At 42.1% G+C, this 16864-nt stretch carries 11 protein-coding genes and 2 pseudogenes; 8 read left to right on the forward strand and 5 right to left on the reverse strand.

The genetic code is table 11. The features are described from left to right. Positions 1 to 45 precede the first annotated feature (45 nt). Together V7K41_RS00955 and V7K41_RS00960 are read left to right on the forward strand one after the other, a co-directional pair. A complete protein-coding gene (locus V7K41_RS00955; protein ID WP_334845297.1) occupies positions 46 to 858 on the forward strand; it encodes a YdcF family protein in 813 nt (270 codons plus the stop codon). 101 nt (positions 859 to 959) lie between these two features. Continuing rightward, a complete protein-coding gene (locus V7K41_RS00960) occupies positions 960 to 1181 on the forward strand; it encodes a hypothetical protein (RefSeq protein WP_334845325.1) in 222 nt (73 codons plus the stop codon). 5 nt (positions 1182 to 1186) lie between these two features. Here V7K41_RS00960 and V7K41_RS00965 read toward each other — a convergent pair whose 3' ends face one another. The 3 genes from V7K41_RS00965 to glyS form a co-directional block, all read right to left on the reverse strand. Then, positions 1187 to 1408 (reverse strand): ferredoxin-thioredoxin reductase variable chain, encoded by a 222-nt coding sequence (locus V7K41_RS00965; protein ID WP_334845326.1) that lies wholly within the window; start codon positions 1406 to 1408, stop codon positions 1187 to 1189. A gap of 842 nt (positions 1409 to 2250) precedes the next feature. Then, positions 2251 to 3714, reverse strand: coding sequence for a UDP-N-acetylmuramoyl-L-alanine--D-glutamate ligase (murD, locus tag V7K41_RS00970; protein ID WP_334845298.1), 1464 nt, complete (start codon positions 3712 to 3714; stop codon positions 2251 to 2253). Positions 3715 to 3796: 82 nt separating this feature from the next. Then, on the reverse strand, positions 3797 to 5950 hold the full coding sequence (gene glyS, locus V7K41_RS00975; protein ID WP_334845299.1) for a glycine--tRNA ligase subunit beta: 2154 nt from the start codon (positions 5948 to 5950) through the stop codon (positions 3797 to 3799). A 1508-nt stretch (positions 5951 to 7458) separates the two neighbouring features. Here glyS and V7K41_RS00980 point away from each other — a divergent pair. From V7K41_RS00980 to V7K41_RS01000, 5 genes and pseudogenes are all read left to right on the forward strand, one after another. Further along, the gene (locus V7K41_RS00980) at positions 7459 to 8748 is read left to right on the forward strand and encodes a glycosyltransferase family 4 protein (protein WP_334845300.1); all 1290 of its coding nucleotides are present in this window, start codon (positions 7459 to 7461) and stop codon (positions 8746 to 8748) included. Positions 8749 to 9685: 937 nt separating this feature from the next. Further along, complete coding sequence (locus V7K41_RS00985) at positions 9686 to 11275, forward strand: efflux RND transporter periplasmic adaptor subunit (RefSeq protein WP_334845301.1); 1590 nt, start codon at positions 9686 to 9688, stop codon at positions 11273 to 11275. Between the two features lie 91 nt (positions 11276 to 11366). After that, positions 11367 to 11777, forward strand: a pseudogene (locus V7K41_RS00990) (efflux RND transporter permease subunit); the annotation flags it as partial. 352 nt (positions 11778 to 12129) lie between these two features. After that, on the forward strand, positions 12130 to 12279 hold the full coding sequence (locus V7K41_RS00995; RefSeq protein WP_334845302.1) for an efflux RND transporter permease subunit: 150 nt from the start codon (positions 12130 to 12132) through the stop codon (positions 12277 to 12279). Positions 12280 to 12785: 506 nt separating this feature from the next. Next, the gene (locus tag V7K41_RS01000; RefSeq protein ID WP_334845303.1) at positions 12786 to 14168 is read left to right on the forward strand and encodes a carotenoid oxygenase family protein; all 1383 of its coding nucleotides are present in this window, start codon (positions 12786 to 12788) and stop codon (positions 14166 to 14168) included. A 141-nt stretch (positions 14169 to 14309) separates the two neighbouring features. Here V7K41_RS01000 and V7K41_RS01005 read toward each other — a convergent pair whose 3' ends face one another. Beyond that, complete coding sequence (locus tag V7K41_RS01005; RefSeq protein WP_334845304.1) at positions 14310 to 15008, reverse strand: CAP domain-containing protein; 699 nt, start codon at positions 15006 to 15008, stop codon at positions 14310 to 14312. 266 nt (positions 15009 to 15274) lie between these two features. After that, entirely contained in the window at positions 15275 to 16402 is a 1128-nt protein-coding gene (locus tag V7K41_RS01010) for an acyltransferase family protein (protein ID WP_334845305.1), read from the reverse strand. Positions 16403 to 16510: 108 nt separating this feature from the next. On the opposite strand from V7K41_RS01010, the pseudogene V7K41_RS32755 reads away from it, so the two are divergent. Next, a pseudogene (locus tag V7K41_RS32755) lies at positions 16511 to 16609 on the forward strand (DNA-binding response regulator); the annotation flags it as partial. Positions 16610 to 16864 lie beyond the last annotated feature (255 nt).

Below are 16864 nucleotides of genomic sequence, written 5' to 3' on the forward strand. Positions count from 1 at the left end.
TCTTGTCCCCTTGTCCCCTTGTCCCCTTGTCTCCCTCTCCCCACTATGTTTTTATATCTCTCTAAATTACTGCCACTATTTTTTTATCCACTAGGATTAGCGTGTGTAAGCTTAGTAGTAGCATTAGTGACTTTGTGGAAACGACCGAAGACTGCTGCGATCGCAATTGCTTTTGCCCTAACTTTATTGCTATTTTGTAGCAATGCTTGGATCGCTAAATCGTTAGTGCGATCGCTAGAATGGCAAAATCTTCCACCCGCCCAAATACCTAATGCAGAAGCGATTGTGGTTTTGGGTGGCGCAACGAAATCAGCTTTTTTCCCAAGACCTACTGTCGATTTAAGTGAAGCAGGCGATGGCTACGGCGGGCTACGCCTACGCGTCATCTACGCTGCACAACTGTATCGCCAGAAAAAAGCACCTATAATCATTCTGAGCGGCGGCCGCATTGATTGGCGTGGAAGTGGTTCGCCAGAATCGGCAGATATGGCAACAATACTCACATCCATTGGTATTCCATCTGAGGCGATTGTCCAAGAACCTGACTCTCTCAATACTTATCAAAATGCTGTAAATGTCCGCAAAATCTTATTATCTCGTGGCATTCGTCAGATATTATTAGTAACTTCGGCAATGCATATACCGCGATCGCTTCAGATTTTCCAGCGTCAAGGAATCAATGCTATTCCTGCACCCACTGACTTTTTAGTTAGTGAGGGTGAGTTGCAAGAACTCGGTAGTACTCCCAAAGCCGCTATACTAAATTTATTACCTGATACCGACAATTTACACCAATTTACCACCGCTCTAAAAGAGTATATTGGTTCTTTAGTTTATCGCTTACGCGGTTGGCTTTAATTAAAGTTAGGAGTTATGAGTTATTAATTATTAAATGTAGTAATTACCCAAGTTCCAAACTTTAAACTTCAAACTCCTAATGACAAATGACTAATGACTTTATGTCTAAAAATTTACCTCATATTATTTCAGCTGCTCAACCCCAAGTTGAGGAAGCTTTTGCCTCTTACCAAACAACCCATCAGTTTTACCACGAAGTTCGGTCACGGTCAGAGTTTCAGCGTTATTGTGATTGGTATTATACCACAGCAGAACAAAACCGCCAAGACCTTAAAAAAATGCGCGGCGAACTGAATATTTTTCAGTGGTTTCGCCGCCGATAAGCGATTTAGATGATTTCTAACTCATTTTCACGTAAATGGGCTTTAAACTTTTTACTAAACTGGACTAAAATCGGCAGATTAGCGCTTACTGGTCTGTCTCGCCATTGGGTGGTAATAGCTACTACATCGCCTTCTGTGCCTTTTATGTCAAAAGGCTGACTCCGATGTTCAGGATGATGATACACCACTACTGAATCTTTAACGCGGACGTGATCGCCAACTTTCATAACAACATTTACACCTAGCATTTTCTTTTCCACAAGTATCTGCTACAAAATATATGATTAAATCGCTTAGAATTTGATTTAATCAGCTATTTCTTGACGCTTCATCGGGGTGCAACGGCTTAACCCTCTGCGTCTAGGCACGTCTTAGCAATCCGTGCGTACTTTTTTAAGTTTTTTGCCGCGTTAATAAGTATCGCCTATAGCCTTCCTCTTTAACCCAAAAACAGGGAAATGAAAGAAAATCAGGCGATATCGGATGTGCTTAGTACTTTGACAAGATATCCAACCCTTTTATCTTGACTCTAGGATGTTCCCCAGGTCAACTCTCTTACAAATTTTTGTGTATGGCAGATGCTTTGTGATTGCGATCGCGCACTAGGAGGGAATGCGATCGCTGCGTCTACCCAAGCACTTCTTTGCTTGTACAAGTAAAAAAAATAGCACATTTTGAGCAAATGAAAGTAACAACCATCACTTACCAAAGAGTTCTAAATCTCGGTGACTACAATTCAGCACGACTAGAGTAAATTAGTACCAAATAATCCTTCTATAGGACTCATATTTGATTTTTAAAATATACGTAGGGTGCGTTATGCCTCTGGCTAACGCACCATGCGAAGGCTTTGGTGCCGTACTCTCGGCGATAACACAACGCCAGTCCGCTCAAGTCGGGAAACCCGCCCACGCGGCTGGCTCCCCTACACATACTTAGATTTTTTCATAAATCAAATCGGATTCCTATAGTATTTTGTCAAGTTAGTTTTGAGAGTTTGTAGTAAGGACTTTAGTGCTGAGAAAATAAGGACTAAAGTCCTGACTACGAACTTGTTGACAAACAATGCTTATCGACTTTGTACTATGGACTCTTGAATAGAGTTTTCAAATGGAAGGTCTACTCTGGAAGGTTTACAGCCTCCCGTCCAAGCAAGGCACAGATGACGGAAACGATCGCCCCGCACCTCAAAATTCGGGTACTGGTCGAAACTCGCACAAGCCGGAGATAGCAACACCACACGCGCTTGAGACTGCTTGGCTAATTCTGCGGACTTGGGAATTGCCCTTTCCATAGTTTCCACAATATGGTAGGTATGATACCCTACCTCTTGCAGACGTTTGGCAAATGCGGGTGCAGCAGAGCCAATCAATAACACAGCAGCAGCTTTGGTTTGAATTTGTGCTAGCCAGCCGCTATCATCTCCAGCTTTAGCTTCTCCACCAGCAATTAAAATCGCTGGACTGTTAACAGATGCTAAACCTACTTCAGCAGCATCATAGTTGGTGGCTTTGCTGTCGTTAATGAAATCAATACCTTCCCATGTGCAGATATGCTCCAAACGATGGGCAACACCGGGGAATTCAACAATAGCACGTGCGATCGCATCACGATTAATTCCCGCCAATCTTGCTGTTGCTACTGCCATCAAAAGATTTTGCTGGTTATGTTCTCCCACCATTCGCAAACTAGATACTTTCACAATCGGTTCTGGTGCAGAGGTTGCAGTCAATTTTTCCACAACCCAGCCGTCTTCGATGTAAAAGCCTTTTTCGCTAATCAGAAAATCTTTTCCTCTGACACTTGTCCAATAGGCATCAGGCCAAGCACTTAAACCTAGCTGACTCAAGTAGGCATCATCGCCATTGAACACTTGCAACTCGGACTGACGTAATAACTTGGCTTTGATGTTGTAATAGTTCTCTAAAGTCTTATGACGACTAAGATGATCCGGCGTGAAAGTCGTCCATACACCAATCCGGGGAGCAAGAGAGACAGAGGATTCTATTTGATAGCTGCTAACTTCGGCAATTACCCAATCAATATGATTTTGAATTGCATCTTCACCTCTGCCCCTCTGGGATAGAGCAACTTCACAAGCGGCGTAGCCAATATTACCGCAGGCGGGTGCATTTAATTCTGCTGCTTGGAAAATGGCAGCAATTAAAGCTGTGGTAGTAGTTTTGCCGTTAGTGCCGGTAATTCCTACCCAAGGTAGCGATTTTAAATTTCGCCAAGCGAGTTCCATTTCCCCAATGGTTTCAATACCTAACTGGCGTGCCTCAACTAATACGGGAATATCCCAAGACACGCCAGGACTAACAACTATTAATTGGGGTAAATTAGCGCCATTCAATTCTAGGGATTGTCCTAGTTTAACGGTTATTTGCTCGGCAGCGAGTTCTTGTTGTTGTTCTAGGAGGGTTTTGGAGGTGTTGCCATCACTCAGCTCTACCTCCCAACCTTCCCGTGTCAACAATCTCGCCGCAGCAACACCGGACTTTCCCAATCCAATAACATGAGCTTTGGACATAGATTGCAGCAGAGTCCCTGGTTAAGCACTCCCTATACTAGCGTTTATTGGCAAAAATTACACAAGTTTTTGTTGACCTACGCTACAGATTTTTGACGATCGCACCAAAGTCAGCTAAAACACGGGCATGGTTGCGAACTAATCCGAGCAGATGTAATCGATTACGCTTGACTTCTGGATCGGAGTCCATAACTAAAACGCTATCTGGACCATCAAAGAAGTTACTAACTGCTGGAGCAATTTTTGTTAGTGCTGCTACTAATAGTTGATAATTTCGGGTCTGCTGTGCTGTTTGAGTTTGTGGCACTGATTCGATTAGTGCATTATACAAAGCTATCTCAGAGGGCTTTTGGAATAGTTCTTGACGAGCTACGGTTGTTGGTTCTAGCTGTTTTGTATCCAAATCACCTTGAGCGGCTAATCGGGTAGAACGGTTAACGGTTTCGTAGATGTTATCTAAGGTGCGATCGTTGCGGATTTGTTGTAAGTATAAGGCGCGATCGCGGACATCCAATAAATCTTTTAACGTCCGTTCTGTGTATTCTGGGTCATTTTCTCCCAAAACTGCATTTACTAAGTCGTAATCAATTTGCTTTTCTTCTTGTAGTAAAGTGCGGATGCGTTGCAAGAAAAACTCTTGTAATGCTGCGGTTAATGATGCCCGATCTTTGTGATATTTTGCTGCAAAGTCTGTTGCTATTTGCGCCAATAACTCATCTAAATTTATCGGCAAATTATCAAACCAAGCAATTTTAACTACAGCATTAGCTGCACGGCGCAAGGCGAAGGGATCGGATGAACCGGAAGGAATTAAGCCTAAACCAAAGATACTCACTAAAGTATCTAATCTATCTGCTAAACCAACAATTTTACCCGTGAGTGTTTCAGGTAAAATATCACCGGCTCCCTTTGGCAAATAATGTTGATAAATTGCCTTTGCTACTTCAGCATCTTCACCACTTGCTAAGGCATATTTTTCTCCCATAATGCCTTGTAATTCGGGAAATTCATACACCATTTGTGTGACCAAATCTGCTTTACATAATAAAGCGGCACGTTGGATTCTTTGGCTTTGATTTTCCGTTAATTCTAATTGACTGCTAATTTGCTCGGCAATTTTAACTATTCTATCTACCTTGGCACGCACCGAACCCAATTCTTCTTGAAAAGTGACTTTTTCTAACTGGGGTAAAAAGCTTTCTAAAGGTTTGATTAAATCAGCTTCGTAGAAAAATCTGCCATCAGCTAATCTGGCACGAATTACTCTTTCATTGCCGACAGCAACAATATCTGATTTTTTCGGATCGCCGTTAGAAATGGTGATGAAGTTGGGCAATAATTCTTGCTCAAAACTCCCTGGTTTGAATACAGGAAAATAACGTTGATGAGTAACCATGACTTCAGTAATTACCTCAGTTGGTAATTCCAAAAATTCTGGTTCAAATTTACCAACAACTACGGAAGGATATTCTACAAGGTTGGTTACTTCCGCTAACAAATCGGGGTAAATTACTGTATATCCGCCTAAATTCTCTGCTACTGCCTTTACTTGCTCTTCGATCAGATTTACCCGTTCTTCTGGATCAACGGTGACAGATGCAGACTTGAGGGTGGTAACATAATGAGTAGCTTGGGCAATTGTCACAGGTTCAGGATGTAAGACCCGATGACCTTGAGAAATGCGATCGCTCTGAATCGTTTTAGAACCATTCACTAATTCTAAAGGCAGCACCGTCTCATCTAACAAAGCTACCAGCCAACGAATTGGTCGGGAAAACCTCGCATCCCCATTACCCCAACGCATCAACCGCTTACCTTCCAAACCCCAAATCCACTGGGGAACAAGTTCTGTCAAAATTTCCGCCACAGGACGACCGGGAATTCTTTTTTGCACAAATACAAATTCCCCTTTGTCAGTGGGGCGAACAGACAGCGCATCCAGTTCCACACCTTGCTTTTTAGCAAAGCCTGCTGCTGCTGCTGTCGGCTGACCATCTTTAAAGGCGGCTTGGGCGGGAGGCCCTTTAATTTCTTCTTCTCGGTCTGCTTGCTGTGATGGTAAACCTTTAATCAATACCGCCAAACGCCGCGGAGTACCGTACACCTGGACACTTTCAACCTGAAGGCTGTTTGCTTCCAGGCTTTGGGGAATGCGTTCTCGCCACTGTATTAAGGCATCACTGAGAAAGCTTGCAGGTAATTCTTCTGTACCAACTTCTAATAGAAACCCAGGCATAGGACACTGTTTTCAACTTTGCGTAGCTCAACTTTATCAGTTATTCTCAAGCGATCGCTCGTGATTTTTCACTGAATCGGTCATTGAAGTGGACAAGGAGAAAACCCCATAGATATAGGACTTACGCACAGGTCACGCAAAATCAAACCACAGAGAGCGCAGAGAACACAGAGGAATAAGAGTTAGAGAGGTTTTTTGCGTAAATCCTAAGATAAATCAGGGATGGAAGTTAGGTCAGATTGGATTGTATACAAAGGAGCAACTTGTCGTAAGACATCGCTATAGACTTGGCATTTTATGCAAAACTTTATAAAAAAAGTGCTTATCTTTATAAATTCATTACATTATATACCAAGTTTTATGCGGTATTTACGGTTATATATTTCCATCGTAAGCTCAAGTAGGTCGGCAGAATAAAACTAAACTATGTTAAGAAAAATGAACGAGGCTAAAATCCTATTCCCTCGTGCCGACTGCCTCATCCCAACTACAAATATTTACGCCGTACCTACTTAGTTCAGTAAACTGGTGAGGTTATCTTTAACCCTCTTCTATCACTTTGGGGAAAGAAAAATAAATGTAGGTTGGGTTGAACAAAGTGAAACCCAACTTTTCTAAGGTCTTTGGGTGTTGGGTTTCGTTCCTCAACCCAACCTACGTCTAAATTGATAAAAGTCATGAGAAATAAGGGTTTTAGATTTTTCTCTACCGATAGTGATTAAAGAGGGTTAACCTCATTATAAAAATTGAGTGAAAAAGAATGTATAGACGTAGCATTGTTAAATCTCTACAAGGATTCTGGATAACGCATATTTAATTTCACTAAATGTCTAATAGTTTGTCGTTAACACTTTTACAAAGCTCAGTGCTGAGTGCAATTAATTTTACTTTTACCTCAGCACTCATTACTCAGCACTCAACAGTGTTTTGGTCAGTGCCTTTAAACTACTTAAAAAGTGGGATTCTCTCTAATTAATACAATACTGTTGATTTGGTTAAAAATACTTCATGTGCCAGTTTAAAAGGCGGAATGAGGGTTATATGCATAATACTGAATATAATGCTACAATTCCTCAAGTGTAAATTTAAGCATTAGTTCGGAAATAAACAGACTAACTATTGTCATAATCACCAGAAAATAAAGCCTATTTTTATTAATAGCTTAACTCGTTTGTACAAAGTCATTTTTTTATTTTTCAGTGTTCTATGCAGTACACAAATTATCTTTTAAAAACCACTATGAAAATTTATAATCTAATGTTTAACACAATTTTAATCAAACAATTTTACAAGTCAAAATACAGTATTTGCAAATAAACGAGGTACAAAATGCAGGGATACAAATCAGATATAAACAGTTTCTACCTCTGCCTCTTGCCTCCAAACCAGTAGCTTTGTACTTCATGCGAAAAAACGCTGTAAGTAATAAAAATAGAAGCTTTCACTGTCTATTTAAGTAAGTAATCCGATCGTCTCATTCTGTCTTCACGAAATTCACAATATAGTTCATGCATATTCTGATTTATTCCTACAACTATCATCCAGAGCCAATTGGAATTGCTCCGTTAATGACTGAATTGGCAGAAGGACTAGTAAAGCGAGGTCATAAAGTGCGAGTGATTACGGGAATGCCCAACTATCCTCAGCGCGAAATTTATGATGGCTATCAAAATCGATGGTATCTTACAGAACAAAAAAATGGCGTCACAATTGCGCGAAGTTACGTCCGAATTAAGTCTAAACCAAACCTCATGGATCGGCTGTTACTGGAGTTGAGCTTTGTTTTCACAAGCTTACCCCAAGCTTTTAAAGGTGGGCGACCAGATGTGATTATCTTAACAGTCCCGCCGCTACTAGGTACGTTACCAGCAACAACATTGGGCTGGCTATACAACTGCCCAGTAGTTCTAAATGTGCAAGATATTTTACCAGAAGCTGCTGTGCGTATCGGGTTATTAAAAAACAAGTGGATGATCCGAACTCTTGCAGCTTTAGAGAAATTTGCATATCGGACTGCACACACTATTAGTGTGATCGCTGATGGGTTTCGTGAGAATTTAGTAAATAAAGGAGTACCTGCTAATAAAATCGTTTGTATTCCCAATTGGGTAAATATAAATTTCATTCGCCCGTTACCGAAACAGAGCAACTCTTGGATATCTAACCATCAACTAAATGGAAAATTTGTAGTACTTTATTCAGGCAACATTGCTCTAACGCAAGGTTTAGAAACAGTAATAGAAGCAGCCGTTTGTTTACGTCATATCAAAGATATTGTTTTTGTCATTGTTGGCGAATCAAGAGCATTGCAAAGGTTGCAGGAATATTGTCTATTAAATGGAGCAGATAATGTTTTGCTACTACCGTTACAGCCGCGAGAAAAACTACCTGAAATGCTAGCAGCTTCTGATGTCGGGCTAATTGTGCAAAAGCATAATGTGATTTCGTTCAATATGCCTTCAAAAATACCACTGTTATTGGCGAGTGGTCGCCCAATTGTAGGTTCAGTTCCCGCCACTGGTACTGCTGCTAGAGCGATCGAACTCAGTGGTGGTGGGATAGTTGTTGAACCAGAATCACCCCAAGCAATGGCTGCTGCGGTGCATGATTTATATGCTAATCCTGCTCTAGGAATGAAGCTAGGTAACACAGGAAGACAATTTGCCGAAGAAAACTATTCTTTAGAGCAAGCGCTCGATCGGTATGAGTGGCTTTTTTCTCATATTGTTACCAACCGAAAATCAACTGTGGGTATCTTACCAAAATTCAATTCTAAAAAATCAGTTGTGGATGGTTGAACAGGATTGAGGATTTCTCACTTGTTAGCTACACAAACAAAACCCTGATTAGGATAAATTAAATCACCCATTCGGGTGAGTTAAAGATCAACCGATCGGGTGAACTAACTGTAGGAAGTTGAGACTGGTCAAAAATAGGAATCTAGAGAATACTGATTGATTGCACGTCGTTCTGGGTGAGGATAACTTGATGATTATATATCTGAATTAATCAGCGTAGGCGTAGCCCGCAGTACCCATATGGGGGAAGCAAGCCACGCGAAGTCTCTCGTAGAGAAGGCATCGCTCCAGACTGTTTTCTTCCTTAAGATCAGTATTCAGTACTACTCAAGAGGGATAAACTCATTTGTAAATAATACCAATATTGTCTGCTATGTGGTTATAATGCAAGCAAGCGCTTGCAGACACTGATAGAAAACTTAGCATCAAGTACGGCACAAACTTATGCACCCTTGATCTAGTCAGCAACTAAGGTATTTGCAAACGACAGGTTTAACCACAGCGACAACGCGAGAAATTACTTGTGTTGCTGCGGTCAATGAGGTAAATTGATTTCGTCATTTCCAGAACTAAAGAGCAACTACTAACTTGTTCTGATTACTGAAGCGATCGCTTTACAGGCAGAAGCTTTAGCTGCAACAACACGAACCATGCTTTATCTCAGAGATAAAGCACTGTGTTTATACTGACTAACAAAAAACTATAAATTCCACTTTCAGAAATTGAACGGAGTTAAGTAATGTACAAATCAAGCATAATGTGCTGAACAAAATTGGTTCATTTTAGGTGCTAGACATCGTAAGCGATCGCCCAAATACCCAGAAATATTTTTTACCAACATAGAGAAAAAAAGGCTAAAAAACTATTCAAATAATTAATGCTTTTTTAGCGAAAAGTAGATTGCCCAAGTCTAAATCCATAAGACGAGAAAACGAAGATGTCCCATTCTGAGTTCCCTGACTCTCCCCTTTCCATTGAAACAGAACAGCCCGCTGTTACTGATTCTAGTCAAGAGTCGCAACAATTGCCACAGCGATCGCCTAAGCCACCTCAAAAACGGCGTTGGCCTCTACTATTAGGAATCGTCTTATTAATTGCAGGTGTAGGTTTTGGTTGGCGCTGGTGGCAAACTAGTAATGCTAGCAATGCACCAGCGGCTGGGGCAGATGCTGGTCAACCTAGAGCAGTTCCAGTCAAGCTAACGACAGTGAAAACTGAAACCGTTCAAGAAAGTTCGGAGTTTATTGGCTTCTTAGAGGCTCCACGTTCAGTAATCATCAAGCCACAGGTTGAAGGACGAATTACCGAGATTTTCATCCAAGAGGGCAACCGCGTTCAACAAGGACAAGTCATTATTAGTCTGCAAAGTGATAATGTCCAGGCTCAATTATTACAAGCTAGAGGCTCACTGCAACAAGCCCAGGCACGTCTTGCTGAACTCAAAGCAGGTACGCGACAAGAAGAAGTTGCCCAAGCTAGAGCGCAGTTAGCCCAAGCCCAAGCTCGCTTTAGAGATGCCCAATCGGGATCGCAACCAGAAGAAATTGCTCAGGCTGAGGCTCAAATTCAGTCGGCTAAATCTGATGTGGAACTAGCACAGTCACGCGCCAAGCGATACGCACAATTGAGAAAAGAGGGCGCAGTTTCCCAAGATACCTTAGAAGGATATGTCAAAGAACAGCAAAGCGCTGAAGCTGCCCTAGTCGTAGCCCAGAAACGCCTAGACCAACTCCGCCAAAGCAGAAAATCTAGTATCAATGAGCTAGGTGGTGCCCTGGAACAACAGAAACAAAACTTAAGACAACTAGAAAATGGTTCTCGTCCAGAAGAAATTGCCCAAGCGCAATCGCAAGTAACTCAAGCAGCTGCCCAAGTTCAAGCTGCTCAAGTCCAATTGCAATACACAAAAGTTTTAGCACCTTTCACTGGCATTGTTGGTGATATTCCAGCAAAGGTGGGAGATTATGTGGAAAAAGCCGATCAACTGACTACACTAACTAGAAACGACTCTTTAGAACTGAATATTTCCGTTCCCCTAGCTGAAGCCAAAAAATTGCGCTTAGGCTTACCTGTGCAAATGCTAGATGTCCAAGACAAACCCATAGCAAGGGGTAAAATCAGTTTTATCTCCCCAAACGCTAGTTCCGATTCGCAGGCAGTTTTGGTAAAAGCCAACTTTGGTAATTCGAGAAATCGACTGCTTAATCTTCAGTCAGTGCAAACTAGAGTGATCTGGAACGAACGTCCAGGAATTTTAATTCCAGTTACAGCAGTATCTCGCTTGGGTGGAGAGACTTTTGTATTTGTAGCGCAAGCGCCAGCAGAAAAGTCTAAACCTGGAGCGCCATCTTTAGTAGCTCAACAAAAGCCGGTGAAATTGGAACAATATCATACTCAGGGGACTAATTATCAAGTTATCGAAGGACTAAAAGCGGGGGAAAAAATAGTTGTTTCCGGCATTCTTAACTTAACCAATGGCGCTCCCATTACTCCTGAAACACAAGAAGTTGGTAGCCGGAAGCCTTAGTTGAAGAGAAGATGAGGGCGCGGGGGTAGGGGGGACAAGGAGATAAGGAGACAAGGAGAATAACCAATGCCCAATGCCCAATTTTTAAACTATGTTTGTTGACTTCTTTATTAAGCGGCCAATTTTTGCGTCGGTATGTGCGATCGTCATACTTTTAATAAGATTAATCAGTATTCCCACACTACCGATCGCTAGATTTCCAGAAATTAGTCCCACCCAAATTAGTGTAACCTCCAACTACAGCAAAGCTAGTGCAGAAGTGGTCAAAACTTTGATTGAAGCGGTGGTGCTGGTTGTAATTGTAATTTTTGTATTTTTACAAGACTGGCAAACCAGTTTAATTCCTGCATTTACCATTCCACTTTCCTTAATTGGGACGTTTGCCTTCGTCAAAGTTTTTAACCTTTCCATCAATAGTTTGACTTTGTTTGGTCTAACTTTAGCATCGGGGATGGTTGTAGACGATGCGATTGTGGTGGTGGAGCAAATTAGCCGTTTTATTTAGGATAAAGGCATAAATCCTCGCCGAGCCGCTAGAGCATCGATTCAGTAATCAAAAACCTAACCCCCCAGCCCCCTTCCCTACTAGCGTTGGGCAGGGTGGTTTCATACGAAAAAAGAAAAATACATAAGTCTTGATTTCTCGTGAAAGTGGCATGGCTTTTTCCCTCACTTCCATTCCTCTCCCCCACGGGGGGAGAGGCTTTGAAACCCAGTTTTAATTTTTCTTTGCTTGTATGAAACCACCCTGCTTCCCTACTAGCGTTGGGGGAGCTAAACTCCCCTCTCCTCGTAGGAGAGGGGTAGGGGGAGAGGTTCTTCGAGGATTACTGAATTGGTGTCCTAGTGAATCAATGGCAAAACTGTTTGGCGCAGTTATTGCCACATCACTAGTATTGATGGCGGTGTTTGTACCAGTGGCGTTTTTTCCGGGAACCACAGGCGCACTTTATCGGCAATTTGCGCTGACGAAATGTGCTTGTATTACAGCTATTTTCAGGTAAATAGACCACGCGGTAGGGGCACAGCATTGCTCATACGTGTCAACTTAACGCTAAACCCGCTTGGTGAAAACATTTTGCCCTCACCCCCAGCCCCTCTCCCAAGAGAGAGGGGAGCTAGACATTCAATTCCCCTTCTCCCAAGGGAGAAGGGGTTAGGGGATGAGGGCGTGAGGGATTTACAAAACGCCTGTCTAATATAGTTTTCGGCTGAAGTTGACACCAATGAGCAATGCTGTGCCCTTACGACAGATGTGGTTCAAATAGATGAAAACTGCTGTAAGTTTAGGTGCAACTACAGCAGATATCTAAATAAATATTAGATATCTCCTTTAGCACACTCTATTTATGAAGATGAACGAACCTCCTACAAATCAAACGAATTAAACAGCTAGGAAAAAATTGAATTTGTAGACCGATTGCAAAAATTCCACAACGCCCTCAAAATTCCCATGTGGGCATGAAGACAAACCCGAAGTATAGTACAATTGTACGTTGAAATCAAGACTATGGTAACAATAGCAGTCAATCCCTATCTCGATGGGAATTTTGCTCCAGTCCATGAAGAAATCACCACCGACAAATTGCCAGTCATCGGTGAATTACCCCTTGACTTATCAGGGATGTTTGTGCGGAATGGCCCTAACCCTCAATGGACGCCTATTGGTCAATATCATTGGTTTGATGGGGATGGGATGTTGCATGGTGTGCAAATTAGCAACGGCATAGCCACTTATCGTAACCGCTACGTCCAGACAGTCGGATGGAAAAAGGAACGAGAAGCAGGTAAAGCTATTTGGAGTGGATTGTTAGAACCACCACAGATGGATAATCCTTACGGTGCTTACAAAAATACTGCCAATACTGCCTTAGTGTGGCACGCTGGTCAGATGTTAGCGCTGAACGAGGGGGGTAAACCTCACGCCATTAAACTGCCTGAATTAGAAACCATTGGCGAGTATAGCTACAATGGCAAGCTGGTTTCTGCCTTCACAGCCCATCCCAAGGTAGACCCGGTTACAGGGGAAATGATCTTTTTTGGCTATTCTCTGTTTGCGCCACCGTATCTGCAATATAGTGTGGTCTCAGCACAAGGCGAACTGTTGCGGACAGTGCCAATTGACCTGCCTATAGGAGTGATGATGCACGATTTCGCCATCACTGAAAACTACACGATTTTCATGGATTTGCCGCTGACTTTTAACCTAGAGCGATCGCAACGGGGAGAACCTGTAATGATGTTTGAGCGCGATCGCCCCAGTCGCTTTGGCATTGTACCACGTCACGGTGATAACAGTAATATCCGCTGGTTTGAAAGTCCTGCTTGCTACGTCTTCCATACCCTCAACGCTTACGAAGAGGGAGACGAAGTAGTGCTGATTGCCTGTCGTATGAGTTCTACAAGTGTTTTGAGTTCTGATGATTCGCAACCCGATCCGGACGCAAATATTCCCCGTTTGCATCGCTGGCGATTTAACCTCAGCACGGGGACAGTGCGTGAAGAGATGTTGGATGATGTAGCTTCGGAATTTCCCCGCGTCAACGAAAACCGATTGGGGCGACAAAACCGATATGGCTACAGTAACAAAGCGGCAAACAGTCCCGTACCTTTATTTGACGGTATCATCAAATACGACTTCAGCAATGGAAAATCTCAAATACATGAATTTGGACAGGGGCGCTATAGCGGTGAAACTGTATTTGCGCCGCGTCCTGGTGCAACGGCTGAGGATGATGGTTGGCTGATGACTTTCGTCCACGATGAGAATTCAAACACTTCAGAATTAGTAGTAGTGAATGCCCAAGATGTGGCGGCTAAACCTGTAGCGCGGGTGATAATTCCGCAACGAGTGCCTTATGGGTTTCATGGTGCTTGGTTTGCCGGGGAATAGCTCAATGGGTAGTTAGAAACTGCGTCTACACAGACAAAACCCGCCTAAGCGGGTTTTAAATTCTTTGGCAGGTGGACTTGGTTTGTGTAGACGCGATTTCTAATCGCCGATTATATTCTCCTCCTTATTGCCGATCGCAAATTATTTTTCGCTATACCCCCCAGCGTAGTCAATCACGCAGATTGTTCTATATGATTTGTGAGTTCCATAAGCAACACCAGAGACTTTAAAAGCACCGTTAAAAATGTTTTTTTGATGGCCGCGATCGCGCACACCATCATCAATAATTAACTGCATGACAATATCTTGAGCGCTGTTTGGCCCATAACTGATATTTTCACCTGCGGTTGTTTGCCATTTACCATAGCGGTTGATGCGAGTAAAAGGGTTGCTACCATCGCTACCATCATGACCTGTAACACCTTTTGGTCCTTGGTCTTTTACGTGGTCTTTTGCTCCTAAAGACATACCTTTAGATGCACTCAAGGCTCCTATAGGACGTGCTGATTTGAGAAATGCGATCGCTTCATCAATTGCCTTAACTCCTTCTTGAGTTCGTAGATAAGTATTATTAGAAATTTTGACTCGGTTCCCCTCAAAGCGCTTTCTATAGTTTTCCACAATTGGAAGGTATGCTTTAGGATTTGTTCTTACCTTATTTGTTTCAACAATTACCTGTTGTTCCAACGGTGAAAGGTAACTCGCCTTTGCTAATAAAGTTGGACTAGTTTGTACTGCTGGGTTAGGCTTGACTACAGACGGGTTAGATTCAAGCAGTTGATTTGAGCAGCCCAATATCAAGGTAATTGGCAAAAATACCCAAAATTTCATGCGATGCATCGATTACCTCACAATTTTTCTATGGATTAATTTAGTGAATTAGAAGAAATAAGAATTTTCAACGCACAGATAAGTCTGTAGACGCTTCTGCCGTTAGAAACGATATCAGGACTTTACGTGAGTTTGCTAAAGAAAGCGCAGATTAACGCGCCAATAATATTGATAAAGTTGCAATTGCCTTTGTTCCTAAAATGTTACAAATCTATCACTTAACACCTGTTGTAACATTGAAAAAACAAAAACGTAAATGACAATAAAAATCTTTTTTATACTTTCAGAAACCAGCGTTGCCGATACATCAGAAAACCAACAGCCCACCACAACAACACGGTGACTAAGGCAAATAACAGGGAACCATTCAGCGCTCCCGCCCAAGATGCGAAAAAATTCTGGTAAATCCAATTGTAGGCACTGGGAGCGTCTTTGCCAGTGCCAATAGTAGTTTTGACTAAAATTTTAATTAACAAAACTGATGCAACGAAAAGAGCGATCGCATTTAAGCCCATAATTTCAAAAGGTTTACTCCAGCGACGCATCAGCCGTACTTCGATGAGTTCATAACAAGCTGCTAGCAATAGTAACGCCCAACCTGTTGTAAATACTACATAAGAACTTGTCCACAACTTTTTGTTAATAGGGAATGTCCACCCCCATGCCCAACCGATAATTAAGCAACCGACTCCAAATAATCCTAAACCTATACTTGTACGTGACTGTACAGATTGACTGCGTATCCATTGACCAGTAAAGTAGCCAGCGAGGACGCTTACTATCGCGGGAATAGTACTGAAAAGTCCTTCTGGATCTCCCATAAAGTTGAAACCATCACCCTTATATAAATGTGCATTGGGAATAATCAGGCGGTCAACATAAGCACCGAAATTACCTTCTCGCGTCAAAACGCCCGCACCATATTCTGGCACTGCTACATACATCATCGTTAGCCAGTAGACAATGAGTAGCACTGCTGCTAGCATCCATTGATATTTGCGCGGAAGGTTGAGAACAGCTAGGGAAGCCAGCAGATAAGTAAGGCTGATACGCTGCAACACTCCCATAATGCGGATACTATTCAAATCAAAAGTCCAAATACCTTGATTCCAAAAGCCATTTAGTAGCAATCCCAAGGCAAAGAGAATAGCGGCGCGGCGCAATATCCGCCAGTAAATAACTGAGGTTGGTTTATTGCCTTCGGTGTATTTTGACAGTGAGAAAGTCATTGCTACACCGATAATGAAGAGAAAGAAAGGAAATACCAAGTCTGTTGGTGTGCAGCCGTGCCAATCGGCGTGGGCTAAGGGAGGATATACATCATCTGCGACACCCGCCATATTGACGAGAATCATTCCAGCGATGGTAATGCCACGAAAAACATCCAGTGAAGTCAAGCGCATAGACGAAATTTTGTGTTAGATGAGTATCTAAGTTACCCCGGTTGATGAAGGTAATCAAGCAAAATTTATCGGTCTACTTGCCAAATATAGTTTTTCATCAAGGTTCCTGCCCATACTATCTTGTACAAATTAGAAGTACGCGATCGCACCCAAGCCACAGTTTTAGCTATTCAAAAAGGATTAGTAGCACCAGAACTGTTAATAAACCAGATTTACTCAAATTTCAGTCAATATATTGCTATTTTAAGTGGAAATGCAGTTGTCTTGTTACTAGACTTAGTATAAATTGCTATAAACCAAAGCTGCGACTAAAAAACAGCTAACTTTATTCAAGGCGTGCTTGCTTATATAACAACTAAAAATATTGCGGTTTTTTCTCATTAGATAAAAGGTTTAATTACCGATTTAATTTGGGAATGAAAGCGAATGCATAGTCATTCACTTTCTATTTTGTTATGCACG

Source organism: Nostoc sp. (assembly GCF_036917415.1).
In the GTDB taxonomy this organism is placed as follows: Bacteria; Cyanobacteriota; Cyanobacteriia; order Cyanobacteriales; family Nostocaceae; genus Nostoc.

Excerpts from the sequence above, each read along its gene's own strand:
- V7K41_RS00955 (WP_334845297.1), top strand. The coding sequence starts at position 46 with ATGTTTTTATATCTCTCTAAATTACTGCCACTATTTTTTTATCCACTA.
- V7K41_RS00960 (WP_334845325.1), top strand. The coding sequence starts at position 960 with ATGTCTAAAAATTTACCTCATATTATTTCAGCTGCTCAACCCCAAGTT.
- V7K41_RS00965 (WP_334845326.1), bottom strand. The coding sequence starts at position 1,408 with ATGAAAGTTGGCGATCACGTCCGCGTTAAAGATTCAGTAGTGGTGTAT.
- murD (WP_334845298.1), bottom strand. The coding sequence starts at position 3,714 with ATGTCCAAAGCTCATGTTATTGGATTGGGAAAGTCCGGTGTTGCTGCG.
- glyS (WP_334845299.1), bottom strand. The coding sequence starts at position 5,950 with ATGCCTGGGTTTCTATTAGAAGTTGGTACAGAAGAATTACCTGCAAGC.
- V7K41_RS00980 (WP_334845300.1), top strand. The coding sequence starts at position 7,459 with ATGCATATTCTGATTTATTCCTACAACTATCATCCAGAGCCAATTGGA.
- V7K41_RS00985 (WP_334845301.1), top strand. The coding sequence starts at position 9,686 with ATGTCCCATTCTGAGTTCCCTGACTCTCCCCTTTCCATTGAAACAGAA.
- V7K41_RS00995 (WP_334845302.1), top strand. The coding sequence starts at position 12,130 with ATGGCAAAACTGTTTGGCGCAGTTATTGCCACATCACTAGTATTGATG.
- V7K41_RS01000 (WP_334845303.1), top strand. The coding sequence starts at position 12,786 with ATGGTAACAATAGCAGTCAATCCCTATCTCGATGGGAATTTTGCTCCA.
- V7K41_RS01005 (WP_334845304.1), bottom strand. The coding sequence starts at position 15,008 with ATGCATCGCATGAAATTTTGGGTATTTTTGCCAATTACCTTGATATTG.
- V7K41_RS01010 (WP_334845305.1), bottom strand. The coding sequence starts at position 16,402 with ATGCGCTTGACTTCACTGGATGTTTTTCGTGGCATTACCATCGCTGGA.